A 14970-nucleotide genomic window follows, 5' to 3' on the forward strand; every position below is an offset into this window, starting at 1 on the left:
TAATTTGAACAACCTTGAGCAGTATGATGTTGTGGTTATAGGAGCAGGGCCTTCAGGTGCACTTGTAAGTAGCTTATTAGTACAAAAAGGCTGGAAAGTGCTGGTGCTAGAGCAACAAGTATTTCCTCGTTTTTCAATTGGCGAAAGCTTATTACCTCAATGTATGGAGTATTTAGCTGATGCTGGGCTAGTTAACACAATACATGAACATGCAGATGAGCTTGGCTTTCAATTTAAAGATGGTGCTGCGTTTCATCGTAATGGCCAAAATACAGCTATAAATTTTACTGAAAAATTTAGCCTAGGGCCGGGCACTACTTTTCAAGTTAAACGGGCTGATTTTGATAAGCTGATTGCTGATAGAGCGCAGCATCAAGGCGTTGAAATTCGCTATCAGCATAGTGTTATTGGTTTTACTGATGAAGCTGCTAGTGCGACGCTGCAAGTGCAAAATAATAAAAATCAAACGTATGATGTAAGGGCTAAGTTTGTACTTGATGCGAGTGGTTTCGGCCGAGTTTTACCAAAACTTTTAAATTTAGAAAAACCTTCTACTTTTCCTGTGCGTAGTGCTTATTTCAGTCACTTTAATGATGGCATTACTGACGAGCTGTTTGATAGAAATAAAATTTTAATAACCGTTCACCCTAAATTTAATGATGTTTGGTATTGGCTCATCCCCTTTAGTGATGGCACGTCCAGCATTGGGGTTGTTGCAAAGCAAACACGCTTTAATGAGAGTAGTGAAGCTGACACCTTAAAACAGTTTATAGAGCAAGACCCTTACTTAAAAAAACTTTTAGCTAATCGCGTACCTATAACACAAGCGCGTAGCATTAGTGGTTACTCTGCTAATGTATGTACGCTACATGGAAAGCATTTTGCTTTACTAGGCAATGCGGGTGAATTTTTAGATCCGGTGTTTTCATCTGGGGTGACTATTGCTTTAAAGTCTGCACACTTAATTGCCCCCCTTATTGATGATTATTTAAATGGAGAAGTAATTGATTTTGAGGAATGTTACGCCGAGCCATTGCAGGCAGGAGTTGATTGTTTTAAAACCTTTGTTAAAGGTTGGTACGATACCCGATTTCAAGACGTTATTTTTTATTCAGAGCAAAACTCGCAGGTTCGTGAAATGATCAGTGCTATTTTAGCGGGTTACGCATGGGATAAAAATAATCCATTTGTTGCTCAAAGTGAGCGTCGTTTAAATGTATTAGCGCAGCTATGTCAAAATTAATCCCAGTTATTGAGGCTCATATCAGACACTTTTTAAAATGTACTTTTATAGCTTTAGTGTGTGTTTGCATAACAGCATGTAGTAGCACATATAAAAGCAGTGAGCGTATTGATATTTCTGCAGCCACTACACTTGATATTTCGCATGTGCCTGTACAAATGTTTGATCAAAATTGGCAGCATGTTTTATATATTCAAAACAATGAGAAAGAGCATACATTATTAGCACAATTAGAAATAAACAAGCAGGGTACTATCAACTTATTGTTAATGACTACACAAGGTTTACCTATTTTAAAGCTTGAAAAACTAAATAACCAACCACCTAATGTTACTAAAATGATAGTCGGTGTTGATTTAGACCCAGCTTATATATTGGCAGATATTGCCTTAGTGCATTGGCCTGTATTATTTCTTAATGAGAAAATATCTGGGGCGATTATAAAGCAGATAGCCACACAAAGGCGTGTAGTAAAAAATAACCGCTCGATTATTACAATAAATTATAGCAATAATAAAACAGTACTAAATAATAGTGAGCGACATTATCAAATTACATTTGAGAAGGTAAACTAGTGACTTTTTGGTTAAATGATTTAGGCATTGTAAGTGCAATGGGCAAAGGCGTTGAAGATACAATTGTTAGCCTAAATAACTTACAAAATAATGAAGCCCCACAGCTTTTAAAGACAAAAGATTTAAGCACAGAGGGTTTGCCATTTTATGTTGGGCACGTGGACTGCGTTCCTCTAAGTCAAAAGCACCGTATTGATACGCTAATTGATATAGCCCTTGAGCAAATATCCCCAACACTTAATCGTTTTTCACATATTGATAAATCACGAATTGCTGTTGTGGTAGGTACAAGTACATCTGGGGTGCATGATGGCGAACAAGCTCGAGCTGAACACGACAGTTCAGGTGTGTGGCCAAGTGACTTTTTATATGCTGATCAAGAACTTGCTACTCCTTCGCATTACATAGCCGAAAAAGTAGGGGCGTTAGGTCCTTGTTATAGTATTTCAACGGCATGTACCTCAAGTGCTAAAGCTCTCATTAGCGCAAAAGCTTTAATAACTGCTGATTTAGCAGACGTTGTAATTTGTGGTGGCGTAGACAGCCTTTGCAAACTTACCATTAATGGATTTAATGCCTTGGCATCAATGAGCACTGGAATGTGTAAGCCTTTTTGCGATGACAGAGATGGTATTAATATTGGTGAGGGTGCTGCGTTATTTGTCATGAGTAAAGAAGCACCGTTAGAAAATGGCGTCATGTTTTTAGGTGGTGGTGAAAGCTCTGATGCTCATCACATTTCGGCGCCAGACCCTAGCGGTAATGGTGCAAAATCGGCAATGAAAGCAGCTCTGGCCGTTGCTGACTTATTACCTAGTGATATTGACTATATAAATGCACACGGCACAGCGACAATTAAAAATGACGAAATGGAAGCCCTTGCAATTAATAGTGTGTTTGGCAACAATACACCGCTGAGCTCCAGTAAGTACTTAACTGGGCACACTTTAGGTGCAGCTGGTGCAATTGAAGCAGGTATTTGTTGGCTGTTGCTCAGAGGGAGAGGAAATATTACTTTGCCTTTTAATAAATGCACACACAGAAATAAGCTGGCAGATGTTAACGTTATTGAGCAAGCTAGCACGGTTAAATTAAATTACTGTCTATCTAACTCATTTGCGTTTGGTGGTAATAATGCTAGTTTGATTTTAGGTACTCATAATGAATAATTATTCTATAGAGCAGGTTGTACCCCACGATGCTCCTATGATCTTAATAGATCAGTTAGTTGAATACAGCGATGAAAGTGCAACCTGCTCTGTGACTATTACACCCCAAAGCCCTTTTTATAATGAGCAAATTGAGGGAGTGCCAAGTTATATCGGTGTTGAATATATGGCCCAGTCTATAGCTGCCTATGCTGGAGCATTAGCTAACGATATTAATGAAGCGGTTAAAATTGGCTTTTTGATCGGCACGCGAAAATATAAAACACATCAGGCCATGTTTTATAAAAACAGCACCTTAACTATTTATGTTCACAAGCTTTACCAAGAAGAATCTGGTTTAAGTGTGTTTGAATGCCAAATAAGTGAAAATAAAAAAATACTGTGTGATGCAAAAATAAATGTATTTCAGCCAGAAGATCCGCTGGAATTTATAAGAGAAAACCAATGAATAAAAGAATTTTAGTGACCGGCTCTAGCCGGGGTATAGGTAAGGCTATTGCACTTAAACTTGCAGCTCAAGGCTATGACATTACTGTTCATTGCAGAACTGGTTTAGAGCAAGCTCAGCAAACATGTGCAGAAATACACGCACTTGGACAAAGCACTACACTACTACAATTTGACGTATGCGATAGAGCAGCGGCAAAGCAACAAATTGAGCAAGATATTACAAACAATGGTGCTTACTATGGTGTGGTGTGTAATGCGGGCATTACCAACGATATGGCTTTTCCGGCAATGCAGGGCGATGATTGGGATAGCGTAATTAGAACTGGGTTAGATGGCTTTTATAATGTTGTGCACCCAACAGTTATGCCCATGGTACAAACTCGTAAAGGTGGGCGCATTATTACTATGGCTTCAGTGTCGGGTATTGCGGGCAACAGAGGGCAAGTAAATTACAGCGCAGCGAAAGCAGGTATTATTGGCGCTACCAAAGCCCTATCGCTGGAACTAGCTAAGCGAAAAATTACTGTAAATTGTGTAGCGCCTGGTTTAATTGAAACAGCAATGACGGATGAGCTTCCGGTTGCTGAAATGATGAAAATGATTCCACTTAAACGTATGGGAAAAGTGAACGAAGTGGCTGGTACAGTTGCATTTTTAATGTCTGATGATGCTGCTTACATCACTCGCCAAGTTATTTCGGTTAACGGCGGGATGGTTTAATGAAACGTGTTGTTGTTACAGGGATGTCGGTTATAACCGCATTGGGCGATGATTGGGATGAATTTAAAAGCGCCTTGATTAAAGGTGAAAATGCAGTTGTAACAATGCGTGAATGGGATAAAGCTGATGGGCTTAATACGCGCTTAGCTGCCCCTGTCACCCATTTTGAAAAACCTAACCATTATAAACGTAAGCAAATACGCTCAATGGGGCGAGTGGCACTTATGTCCACACGTGCAACTGAGCGTGCGCTTGAGCAAGCTGATTTACTTGAACATAAAAGTCTTACAGATGGCTCTACCGGTGTAGCATATGGCTCATCCACCGGCTCAACACCGCCACTTCTCGCATTTGCAAATATGTTGGAAAGTGGCTCAATGTCTGGAGTCACAGCTACAAGCTATATTCAAATGATGGCACATACAGCGCCAGTAAATGTAGGCGTATTTTTTGGCATAAAAGGACGAGTGATCACCACAAGTTCGGCATGTACGTCTGGCTCGCAGGGTATTGGCTACGCTTATGAGGCAATTAAATTTGGTCGTCAAAAAATAATGGTAGCAGGGGGGGCAGAAGAACTTTGTATTACCGAAGCAGCTGTATTTGATACGCTGTATGCTACAAGTATTAAAAATGACTCCCCTAAAAATACGCCTCGCCCATTTGATAAAAACCGTGATGGCTTGGTTATAGGAGAAGGTGCCGGTACTTTAATACTTGAAGAGTATGAGCATGCTAAAGCTAGAGGGGCAAATATATTAGCTGAGGTTGTCGGTTTTGGCTGTAACTCTGATGGACAACATGTTACTCAACCATCTTCAGATACCATGCAAATAGCTATTGAAATGGCATTGCAAGATGCCAATTTATCACCTGATAAAGTAGGTTATGTCAATGCGCATGGTACCTCAACCGATAGAGGTGATATTGCTGAGTCTCATGCCACTTTTAATGCGCTGGGAGTTAAACCTATTAGCTCTTTAAAAAGCTATTTAGGGCATACTTTAGGGGCGTGTGGTGCAATAGAAGCATGGGCTACTATTAATATGATGACTGATAATTGGTTTGCCCCAACAATTAATTTGACAGAAGTAGACAATGAGTGTGCGCCTTTAGATTATATTACAGAACATGGCCGTGAAATAGATACCGATTATATAATGAGTAATAACTTTGCATTTGGTGGCATTAATACCTCATTGATTTTTAAACGCTTTAAAGGTGAGTAATATGCCTTGGTTAGTGTTATTTTTGTGTTTATTTAGCCCATTGAGTTTTGCTACATCTAAATTAGAAATAGGCGGTGGTGTGTTTGTGGCTGATATCCCCCACTATCTAGGATCAGATCAAAGTGAGCAATACATAATGCCTGTGCCTTATGTTCGTTATCAAAGTGATGAGTTAGATGTGGACCGCAATAGCTTTACTGGTTACTTATGGCATTTTGATAATGTACACCTAGATATATCTGCTGGAGTTAGTATAGCCGTTGACAGCGCAGATAACCAAGCTCGAGAAGGCATGGATGATTTAGATTGGGTGTTTGAACTTGGACCTTCGCTAAATTATTACTTTAAAGGTGATCCCCAAGCGGCAGAACAATTTTATATTGGCTTATTCACCCGTAAAGCTATGGCAACTGATTTTAGCTCAGTGACTAACGTCGGTTGGCGTTATGGGCCGAGCATCTACTATGAAAGCCCGGTGTTTATTGCCCCAACTTATGAAATTACCACTAGCGTAAGAGCAAATGCCAATTTTGCCGACGGTCGTTACTTAAATTATTATTATAGTATATCAGCATCAGATACGCATGATTCACGTTCAAAGTTTAATACTCAGTCGGGGTATTCGGGCGCCGATATTTCGCTGGGGCTTAATTTAGATAGTAAAAAATATTGGCTAGGTGGCTTTATTAAATATCACCACTTAGCCCAAAGCAAACAGCAACGTAGTCCCTTAGTGAAACACGATAGTAATATCTCGTTTGGTTTTGGAGTTGCATGGAAGTTCTATACAAAAGAAGGAATATAAAATGAAATTAATGACAAGCTTATTATTAGCTACATCTTTGTTAACAGTGAGTGCGGTTGAAGCACGTGATGATATAGGTAAATATCCTATTCAATCACTGCTAGAAACCAGTAAAGCCAAAAGTGCGCTATTAGATGTACCTCTTTACTTTGCTGATCAAAGCTACGGTAGTGAGAGCAGTAAATACGGTGAAGTGATCACTAATAAAAAAACTAACGCATTTAATAAAAGTGATCGTGAAGCGTGCGAGTGGGTCATGCTTAGTGCTTTAAAAGCACTACAAGAGCGTGCCATAAAAGAAGGCATGAACGCAGTTGTAAATATACAATCATATTATAAAAAGCGTAAGTTTGTAAGTAGCACGGAATATGAATGCGGTGCTGGTACAATTATCGCTGGCGTTGCATTAAAAGGCACTTTAGTTAAGTTATAACTAACTGTTGACTCATTTTTGCTGTATAATTTGCGACCCTTGATAAATGTGGCCGCAGGTTATACAGCATGAATTTTAAATCTTTTAGTTTTTCCCCTGAACTTATTCAGGCGTTAGACGAACTTAATTACCACACCCTTACGCCCATTCAGCGTTCAGCTATTCCAGCTGTTCGTAAAGGTAAAGACGTTTTAGCAAGTGCCCAAACAGGCACAGGTAAAACGGCTGCGTTTGCTTTACCTATCATCCAAAAATTAACTGAATCTGAGCTAAGCACAAGCAATGCTCCGCACGCGTTAGTGCTTGCGCCTACTCGTGAGCTGGCAGAGCAAATAGCAAATAACTTTAAAGCCTATGCAAAACATACCGCTTTAAAAGTAGTGAGCCTATTTGGCGGTGTTAATACCGCAGGCCAAGCAAATGCACTTAAAGACGGCGTAGATGTTGTAGTTGCAACTCCAGGGCGTTTACTTGATCATATTCGTTTAGGTAATTTAAGCCTAGCAAGTGTTAAACACTTAGTACTTGATGAAGCCGACCGTATGCTTGATATGGGCTTTATTGAAGATATGCAAAGTGTTATTAAAAGTTGTGACGAGCAGCGCCAAATTTTACTTTTCTCAGCCACTTTTCCAGCGGCTATTAAGCAGTTTGCAGCAAAAGTATTAAAACAGCCTGAAATTGTTCGCGTAGATCAAACTAATAGTACTGCAAGTACGGTACAGCATGTTGTGTACCCAGTTGAAGAGCGCCGTAAGCAAGAGCTGCTTTCTGAGCTGATTGGTAAAAAGAATTGGCAACAGGTACTTGTGTTTGTAAACATGAAAGAAACGGCGGATGAGCTGGTTAAAGAGCTTAACCTTGATGGTATTCCTGCCACTGTATGTCATGGTGATAAATCGCAAGGTAACCGCCGCCGTGCACTTCGTGAATTTAAAGAAGGCAAAGTACGTGTTTTAGTGGCTACCGAAGTTGCTGCGCGTGGTATTGATATTGAAGGCCTACCACGAGTAATTAATATTGATTTACCATGGCTTGCAGAAGATTACGTACATCGCATTGGCCGTACAGGTCGTGCTGGTAATCAAGGCCAAGCAATTTCGTTTGTAAGCCGCGAAGAAGAAAACACCTTGTTTGAAATAGAGTCGTTAATTGGCCAAAAAATCAAACGTGTTTACTTAGAGGGTTATGAAGTAAGTAGCCGTGAAGTACTTATTGATAAAATAGGTAAAAAACCAGCGCATTTACGTCGTAGCCGTACGAATAAGCCAACAGGCCAAGCAACAGGCGAAGCACGTGCGGTAAATCGCTCACGTATTTCAAATGTGCGTAAAAGCTTAAAAGGCGCCAAGCTTACCCTTAAAAAGTAAGCTTACAAAGTGTAACGCTTCTAAAAAAACCTCACTAAGTGAGGTTTTTGATTAATAACTTAAAAGGGTTAAGCGTTTTCTAACATTGAGAGTGCAACGGCTTCAGCCGCTTTAATACCATCAATGCCTGCAGATAAAATACCACCTGCGTAACCGGCGCCTTCACCCGCTGGGTATAAACCTTTAGTATTTATGCTTTGGAAGCTTTTATCGCGTTTGATACTAATAGGTGATGATGTACGGGTTTCTACCCCTGTTAATAAACCGTCGTTTGTAGAAAAACCACGAATTTGCTTATTAAAGGCTGGAATGGCTTCGCGTATTGCATCGATAGCAAACTGCGGGAGTACATTTGCTAAATCGGTGAGTTTTATTCCTGGTGTAAACGACGGTTGTACATCACCTAAATCGCCCGATGCTTTTCCTTTTAAAAAGTCGCCAATTAACTGTGCTGGTGCATCGTAGTTGCTACCGCCTAATGCATAGGCTTGCTCTTCTAGTTTACGTTGCAAATCTATGCCGGCAAGCGGGTGACCAGGGAAGTCTTTTTCAGGTGTAATACCTACTACAATGGCACTATTTGCATTGCGCTCACTACGAGAGTATTGGCTCATACCGTTTGTTACTACGCGGCCTTCTTCAGAGGTGGCGGCTACAACAGTCCCTCCTGGGCACATACAAAAACTGTAAACCGTGCGGCCATTATCACAATGGTGAACGAGTTTATAATCAGCAGAGCCTAAAATGGGGTTACCCGCGTTAGGCCCAAAACGACACTCATCAATCATCGATTGCTTGTGCTCGATTCTAAAGCCCACAGAAAACGGTTTAGCTTCTACATAAATGCCTTTATCGTGAATCATTTTAAAGGTATCACGGGCGCTATGTCCCACAGCAAGTACTACATGGCGGGTATTGAGCTTTTCACCGTTTGAAAGCGTTAAGCCAGTTACTTGTCCATCATCTATATGAATGTCGTCTACGCGGCTGCTAAAGCGGATTTCGCCGCCAAGTTCAATAATACGTGCGCGCATTTTTTCAATCATAGTAACAAGTTTAAACGTACCAATGTGCGGCTTACTTACGTATAAAATTTCATCTGGTGCGCCGGCTTCTACAAATTCGGTGATAACTTTACGCCCGTAATGTTTTGGATCTTTCACTTGGCTGTATAGTTTACCGTCTGAAAATGTACCTGCGCCACCCTCGCCAAACTGCACATTAGACTCTGTATTAAGGGTACGTTTACGCCAAAAGCCAAAGGTGTCTTTGGTGCGTTCGCGTACTTCTTTACCGCGCTCTAAAATAATAGGGTTAAAACCCATTTGAGCCAGCACTAAGCCCGCAAATAATCCACACGGGCCAAAGCCAATTACTACAGGGCGCTCAGTAAGGTTAGCGGGGGCTTGGGCAACAAATTTGTATGAGGTATCAGGGGCAGGTTTTACGTGCTGATCTTTAGCAAATGCGTTTAACAGCGCTTCTTCGTTATCTACTTCAATATCGAGGGTATAAATAAGTAAAATAGCCGTTTTTTTACGTGCATCGTACCCACGTTTAAACACATTGTAGCTGTGTAGCTGCGCTGGCTGTATTTTTAGTTTATCAACTATGGCTTGGCCTATAGCGTCTTCGTTATGATCAAGCGGCAGCTTTATTTCGGTTAAACGTATCATTGTTATCTCTTTTAGGTGTCTTAGCGGTAATATTATCCGCTCACAATAAGAAGTGTAGGGCACGTAATGGCTATACATTAAGGGCGCATATATTACGTTAAATTGACCGCAGATGGCACATATTTATTGTGTTTTTAATGGGGTTGGGTATGATCCTCGCTTTAGATAATTAATTACTAGGTTTAAACTATTATGGCGTTTGTGGTCACCGAAAACTGTATTAAGTGTAAATACACAGATTGTGTGGCAGTGTGCCCTGCAGATGCCTTTTACGAAGGCCCTAACTTTTTAGCAATAAGCCCTATTGATTGCATAGATTGTGGATTATGCGTACCTGAGTGCCCAGCTGAAGCAATTTACCAAGAAGACGAGCTGCCAGAAGAGCAAAAAGAGTTTACAGAGCTTAATGCTGAGCTTGCATTGGTGTGGCCACGCATTGTTGAGGTAAAACCAGCGCCTGCTGATGCCGATAGTTGGAATGGCGTGGCTAATAAGCTTAAATTAATTGAAACCTAGCTTTTAAATTAAGCCTTTAATATTAATTAGTTAAAAAAGCTATTGTTTTTAGTATCAAACTATTAACAAATGTACTGACTTAAATTACACTGCATAAATAAGTTTACCTTTTAAGGGTAAACACGTCTAAATGGATGTTTATGCAGTACTTAATAATTATAAAAAAACAATGCAGTGCTTTATTCCCCTTCTTATTAGCACTTTTATTTTCTAACCACCTTTATGCCAGTGAAAAACAGCAGCATTCTCTTGTACATATAAATGCAGATATTACTGTAGATGGCGTACTTGATGAGCCCCACTGGCAAAATGCCACTTTAGTTCCTATAGCATTTCAAGATGAGCCTAACGAAAAGGGCGCCCCACCGGTTAAAACTGATGCTTACATGTATGAAGATGGCAGCAACTTATATGTTGCTTTTGTAGCCGAAGATCCACAGCCGAGCGAAATTACAGCTTCTCTACGTGACAGAGATACGCTTTGGCAAGATGATACGGTTATTTTAATTATTGACACTTTTAACGACGAACGTTCAGCTTACGAATTTTATGTAAATCCATTGGGTGCGCAAGGTGATACGCGGATGAGTGACACCGATGGCTGGCAATCAGACCCGTCTTGGGATGCAATATGGGATAGCGCAGGGCAAATTACCGCCCAAGGGTTTGTGGTTGAAATGCGTATACCTTTTAAAGCGCTAAGATTTCCTGAGAATAAAACAGATTTAACATGGGGCTTTGCCCTTATGCGAAATTACCAACGTGATGTACTGTATCAGCTTTCAAATATGGGGTTTGACCGAGATATAAAATGCAGTTTATGTCAGTTTGATAAACTAAATGGTTTTAAAAATATAAAAGCCAGCAAAAATCTGCAACTAACGCCTACACTTACGGCGCTCAGAAATGATTCAAAAGCTACCTTGCCAGGGCAGTGGGATAATGGTGATATAGACACCGAGGCTGGCCTTGATTTACGCTGGGGGGTTACACAAGATGCGGTAATTAATGCCACTATAAACCCAGATTTTTCGCAAATAGAAAGCGATGCGTTAGCCCTTGATGTAAATACCACGTACTCAATTTATTATGCAGAAAAACGACCATTTTTTTTAGATGGCGCATCCTACTTTAAAAGCAGTTTATTTGAACTATTGTATACCCGCACTATTGCAGAGCCTGAAGCAGGGGCAAAATTAACAGGTAAAACAGGGCAACATAGCTATGCATTTATGTATGCCGATGACAATAATAGCAATATTTTATTGCCAACAAATCAAGGCTCTGGTTTTGCAATTTTAGAGGATAAAACCCATGCAGCAGCGGCGCGTTATCAATACGATATTGGCCAACAAGGCACTATAGGGCTAAGTACGACTCACCGCGAAAGCGATGATTACTACAATACAGTGCTTTCAGTCGATGGCAGCTATTGGTTTAATCAATCAGATCTACTGACCTACCAGGTAGCTACAACAGATTCTAAAAACTCTGATTTTTTAACAAGTAACTATAACTTATCTAAAACTCAATCTGATGAAGCGTACGCTATAGAGTTTACCCGTGATAAACGTGACTACAATTTGTTTGCCAGCTACGAAAACATAGGTAAAGACTATCGCACTGACTTAGGTTATCAAGAAAAAGTAGATTATGAGAACGTAGGCTTTGGGGGCGGACAAACCTGGTATGCAGATGAATCTGGTTTATTAACGTCATGGTCTTATGAGGCTGATTGGGATAAAACATGGGCGCAAAATGGCGACCTACTTGAAGAAGAATACCAAGGGTTTATAACATTAAAAGGGCAAAAGCAGTCTATTTTTGAAATTGGCTTACTGCATCGTTATGAAAACTATAATGATGCTTTTTATAATCAAAATATTGGCTTTGTTTATACGGGCTTTAAACCTAAAAATAATATATGGCTTTCGTTTTATGGTGAGTATGGCAGCCGCATTGATTACGCCAATGAGCAAATTGGCGATTCGTATGCTACGCAAACGCAAGTTACTTGGGATATAAACGATCATTGGCAAGTAGACGCTACGCATAACTACAGCGTTTTAGATAACCCTCAAGGGGAGCGAGTTTATACTGCTAACTTATTAGATTTTAGGCTTTATTATAAATTTAGCATGCGCGCTATGCTCAAGCTTATATTGCAATTTGAAGACGTTGATAGAAATAAAGACGCCTACTACTACCAAGTTAGCCACATTAATAAAGACTACGGCAGCCAATTAGTTTACTCGTACAAAATTAATGCTCAAACATTATTTTATTTAGGCTACTCAGATAAAAGCTATCAAGACGATTCCCTAAAACACGTTGAAAGAGATCAACGCACATTTTTTACAAAAGTGAGCTATGCATGGCAGCTATAAGTTGTTAGGCCAAAATATGTAACTTTAACAAAGTGGTTTATTTTGATTCATCACACTCTATAATTAGTTAATTAGTTAATTATTAATTATTAAGTATTAATTTATTCTTTTGAGTACAGTTCTAAAAATTTTAATGAATAAGGACTGTGCTATGGCTTGCTTAGTACTAAAAATAGGCGATATAATCGTCTTTTAGTAACGGGTTTATAGGATAAGTAATTTAGATGGATTTTGTTGATGAATAAATTTAAACCCTTAGGCGGCATTTTTTTTGTATTTATCTTGTTTTGCTTTTGTTTAAACATCGAACTAACAAACCAGATTAACCGCATTAATTTATTCAACCCTGATATAGATTTACGCCACTTTGATATTGTAGATACAACGCTCGAAATGGCGCCTTGGTATAACCCTATGCTCAATGGGCACTATTTAATACACCAGCCTTCTGCCGATTTTTTGTTAGTTAAAACTACCGACACGGAATTTATCGCTGCAAACGCAACAAAGCTTATTTTAATGACGTTAACGTCGCCAATAAACTTTATATTGGTGTGTATGGTATTGTTTGTTGGCTTTACAATTATTCGTAAAGAGCGTAAAAAAATCTCTTATCAGCATCAAATTGCACAGCTAAATAACAACGCTAATCAATTGCTTGTAGCCTTTAACCTACAACCCCAACACGGCAACCCATCAGGGCTGGGTAATTTAAGCCAGTCAATAAACAATTTAAATACCCATGTTGCTAATTATTTAAAGCAAACACAAACAAGTATCTGCCAAGATAAGCTAACTTTGCTCATTGACCGCCATGCTTATATTGAGCATATAGATAGGCAAATAAATTTTACTGATGAAGAGCAGCTTAAATGCGCCTTATTGTTTATTGACCTAGATGGGTTTAAACAGGTAAATGACTCGTTTGGCCACAGCTTTGGTGATGAAATTTTGGTACAGGTTGCTACGCGCCTAGCTAACGTATTACGCCATCATAAGTTAAGTAATATTAACGAGGCGAATCAGTTAGAGCAAAATTTATCACGTTTAGGCGGTGACGAATTTTCAATTTTTATTGAGTCGGTAGATACCGATAATAAAGTAGTCGATATTGCTAAGCACGTACTCAGTGAACTTGAAAAAGACTTTGTACTGGGTAATAAAATAATAAAAATTAGCGCCAGTATTGGTATAGCGGCGTACCCAGAGAGCGCATCAACACCACAAGCATTATTGCAATTGGCCGATGTGGCAATGTACCGTGCAAAAAGCGATGGTAAAGGCATTTTTAAAGTGTACTCCCCAGAGATGGGTAATAAAATGCGCCGCTATCACTATTTATTAGAAGAGTTGCGTTTAGCGGTTGCGTGTAAAGACTTTTACTTATCGTTTCAACCTATCGTGCATGTAGAAGATTGCATGATAGATTATTTTGAAGCGCTTACACGCTGGGATCATCCTATAGAAGGGATGATTTCACCGGCGGAGTTTATACCTATTGCCGAGGAGTCTAACCTTATTTTAGAGCTTGGCGATTGGATTATGCATGAGTCGTGTAGGCAAATGGCGGCATGGCATAATGCCGGAATGCGCAAAGTAAAAATTTCGGTTAATGTATCGGGTGTGCAATTAAAGCACCGCTCAGTGTACGATTGGATAATGAAAAACCTAAAAAACACAGGGCTGCCATCGCATTCTTTAATGCTAGAAATAACTGAGTCTACGTTTATTAAAGCCAGTAAAAGTATGATTGAAGAGCTTGAGCGGCTTCGTGCAGAAGGTGTGACAATTGCTATTGACGATTTTGGTACCGGCTTTAGTTCATTAAGTACATTGGCTGATTTGCCCATTGATGTAATAAAAATAGATCGCTCGTTTATCTCTCAAGCCGATAAAAGTCCAAAGTACAATGACATCCTTAATACGATTAGCGAATTAGGTCAAAAGTTAGGACTTAAAATAGTGGCAGAGGGCGTAGAAGAAATCGAGCAGTTTGAACTTGTAAAACGCATGGGAGTAAGCTCTGTGCAAGGTTATTTGGTTAGTCGCCCAGAATCCTCTATCAATGTGGGTAACAAAGTTTTGCGTAAAAATACGGCTAACTTATCTGCAGCGGGCACCAGCGCGTGGGAAATAGAAAGTTAGAGCCTGTTTATTATAGGTAATTTAATAGCTTATGTAGGGTTTTAGGCTAAGGCTATGGTATGAAATTGCCCCTACCGATAGCGATTAACTTAAGCATTCACTGGCCCAGCTATTTAGCCCACAAAACGTTAAACCCTGTATTGTGCTTAATTGCCCCTAAATAAAACTAAGTTCTTTAGGGCTACAGCCTTAAAATTTAGTAAAAAAAATGCCACTTTTAAAAGTGGCATTTTTGTTTGTAGAATCTAACAA

Annotated in this window: 13 protein-coding genes; 12 read left to right on the top strand and 1 reads right to left on the bottom strand. The window is 39.7% G+C overall.

Annotated elements, in window-relative coordinates; genetic code table 11:
- The first annotated feature begins 4 nt into the window (after window positions 1-4).
- The 9 genes from OIZ54_RS04745 to OIZ54_RS04785 all read left to right on the top strand — a co-directional run bounded on the left by OIZ54_RS04745 (window position 5) and on the right by OIZ54_RS04785 (window position 7994).
- Window positions 5-1243, top strand: coding sequence for an NAD(P)/FAD-dependent oxidoreductase (locus OIZ54_RS04745; RefSeq protein ID WP_064387203.1), 1239 nt, complete (start codon window positions 5-7; stop codon window positions 1241-1243).
- Window positions 1231-1818 (top strand): DUF3261 domain-containing protein, encoded by a 588-nt coding sequence (locus tag OIZ54_RS04750; RefSeq protein ID WP_096042941.1) that lies wholly within the window; start codon window positions 1231-1233, stop codon window positions 1816-1818. Before OIZ54_RS04745 ends, OIZ54_RS04750 begins: the two co-directional genes overlap by 13 nt.
- Window positions 1818-2987: a beta-ketoacyl-ACP synthase gene (locus OIZ54_RS04755; RefSeq protein ID WP_264389865.1), complete on the top strand. Its 1170-nt coding sequence runs from the start codon at window positions 1818-1820 to the stop codon at window positions 2985-2987. Before OIZ54_RS04750 ends, OIZ54_RS04755 begins: the two co-directional genes overlap by 1 nt.
- Window positions 2980-3435 carry a hotdog family protein gene (locus OIZ54_RS04760; protein WP_029772004.1) on the top strand — a complete coding sequence of 152 codons (456 nt, stop codon included), beginning with the start codon at window positions 2980-2982 and terminating at the stop codon, window positions 3433-3435. The genes OIZ54_RS04755 and OIZ54_RS04760 overlap by 8 nt, the downstream gene beginning before the upstream one ends.
- Complete coding sequence (gene fabG, locus OIZ54_RS04765) at window positions 3432-4157, top strand: 3-oxoacyl-ACP reductase FabG (RefSeq protein WP_264389866.1); 726 nt, start codon at window positions 3432-3434, stop codon at window positions 4155-4157. Before OIZ54_RS04760 ends, fabG begins: the two co-directional genes overlap by 4 nt.
- Window positions 4157-5386: a beta-ketoacyl-ACP synthase gene (locus tag OIZ54_RS04770; protein ID WP_264389867.1), complete on the top strand. Its 1230-nt coding sequence runs from the start codon at window positions 4157-4159 to the stop codon at window positions 5384-5386. The genes fabG and OIZ54_RS04770 overlap by 1 nt, the downstream gene beginning before the upstream one ends.
- A 1-nt stretch (window position 5387) precedes the next feature.
- A complete protein-coding gene (locus OIZ54_RS04775; RefSeq protein WP_082430525.1) occupies window positions 5388-6191 on the top strand; it encodes a MipA/OmpV family protein in 804 nt (267 codons plus the stop codon).
- A gap of 1 nt (window position 6192) precedes the next feature.
- Complete coding sequence (locus OIZ54_RS04780; RefSeq protein WP_096042945.1) at window positions 6193-6624, top strand: excinuclease ABC subunit A; 432 nt, start codon at window positions 6193-6195, stop codon at window positions 6622-6624.
- A gap of 68 nt (window positions 6625-6692) precedes the next feature.
- Window positions 6693-7994, top strand: a complete 1302-nt coding sequence (locus tag OIZ54_RS04785; RefSeq protein ID WP_004586461.1) for a DEAD/DEAH box helicase — start codon at window positions 6693-6695, stop codon at window positions 7992-7994.
- A gap of 68 nt (window positions 7995-8062) precedes the next feature.
- Here OIZ54_RS04785 and OIZ54_RS04790 read toward each other — a convergent pair whose 3' ends face one another.
- Window positions 8063-9670 carry an NAD(P)/FAD-dependent oxidoreductase gene (locus OIZ54_RS04790; protein ID WP_264389868.1) on the bottom strand — a complete coding sequence of 536 codons (1608 nt, stop codon included), beginning with the start codon at window positions 9668-9670 and terminating at the stop codon, window positions 8063-8065.
- Between the two features lie 192 nt (window positions 9671-9862).
- Here OIZ54_RS04790 and fdxA point away from each other — a divergent pair, with 192 nt between their 5' ends.
- The 3 genes from fdxA (at window position 9863) to OIZ54_RS04805 (ending at window position 14718) form a co-directional block, all read left to right on the top strand.
- Window positions 9863-10186, top strand: a complete 324-nt coding sequence (gene fdxA, locus OIZ54_RS04795; protein WP_055254052.1) for a ferredoxin FdxA — start codon at window positions 9863-9865, stop codon at window positions 10184-10186.
- A gap of 140 nt (window positions 10187-10326) precedes the next feature.
- Complete coding sequence (locus OIZ54_RS04800; protein ID WP_264389869.1) at window positions 10327-12573, top strand: carbohydrate binding family 9 domain-containing protein; 2247 nt, start codon at window positions 10327-10329, stop codon at window positions 12571-12573.
- Between the two features lie 237 nt (window positions 12574-12810).
- On the top strand, window positions 12811-14718 hold the full coding sequence (locus tag OIZ54_RS04805; protein ID WP_264389870.1) for a putative bifunctional diguanylate cyclase/phosphodiesterase: 1908 nt from the start codon (window positions 12811-12813) through the stop codon (window positions 14716-14718).
- Window positions 14719-14970 lie beyond the last annotated feature (252 nt).

Origin of the sequence: Pseudoalteromonas sp. A3, from assembly GCF_025942345.1 — a bacterium.
Taxonomy (GTDB): Bacteria; Pseudomonadota; Gammaproteobacteria; order Enterobacterales; family Alteromonadaceae; genus Pseudoalteromonas; species Pseudoalteromonas atlantica.

Excerpts from the sequence above, each read along its gene's own strand:
- OIZ54_RS04750 (WP_096042941.1), top strand. The coding sequence starts at position 1,231 with ATGTCAAAATTAATCCCAGTTATTGAGGCTCATATCAGACACTTTTTA.
- OIZ54_RS04760 (WP_029772004.1), top strand. The coding sequence starts at position 2,980 with ATGAATAATTATTCTATAGAGCAGGTTGTACCCCACGATGCTCCTATG.
- fabG (WP_264389866.1), top strand. The coding sequence starts at position 3,432 with ATGAATAAAAGAATTTTAGTGACCGGCTCTAGCCGGGGTATAGGTAAG.
- OIZ54_RS04770 (WP_264389867.1), top strand. The coding sequence starts at position 4,157 with ATGAAACGTGTTGTTGTTACAGGGATGTCGGTTATAACCGCATTGGGC.
- OIZ54_RS04775 (WP_082430525.1), top strand. The coding sequence starts at position 5,388 with ATGCCTTGGTTAGTGTTATTTTTGTGTTTATTTAGCCCATTGAGTTTT.
- OIZ54_RS04780 (WP_096042945.1), top strand. The coding sequence starts at position 6,193 with ATGAAATTAATGACAAGCTTATTATTAGCTACATCTTTGTTAACAGTG.
- OIZ54_RS04785 (WP_004586461.1), top strand. The coding sequence starts at position 6,693 with ATGAATTTTAAATCTTTTAGTTTTTCCCCTGAACTTATTCAGGCGTTA.
- OIZ54_RS04790 (WP_264389868.1), bottom strand. The coding sequence starts at position 9,670 with ATGATACGTTTAACCGAAATAAAGCTGCCGCTTGATCATAACGAAGAC.
- fdxA (WP_055254052.1), top strand. The coding sequence starts at position 9,863 with ATGGCGTTTGTGGTCACCGAAAACTGTATTAAGTGTAAATACACAGAT.
- OIZ54_RS04800 (WP_264389869.1), top strand. The coding sequence starts at position 10,327 with ATGCAGTACTTAATAATTATAAAAAAACAATGCAGTGCTTTATTCCCC.
- OIZ54_RS04805 (WP_264389870.1), top strand. The coding sequence starts at position 12,811 with ATGAATAAATTTAAACCCTTAGGCGGCATTTTTTTTGTATTTATCTTG.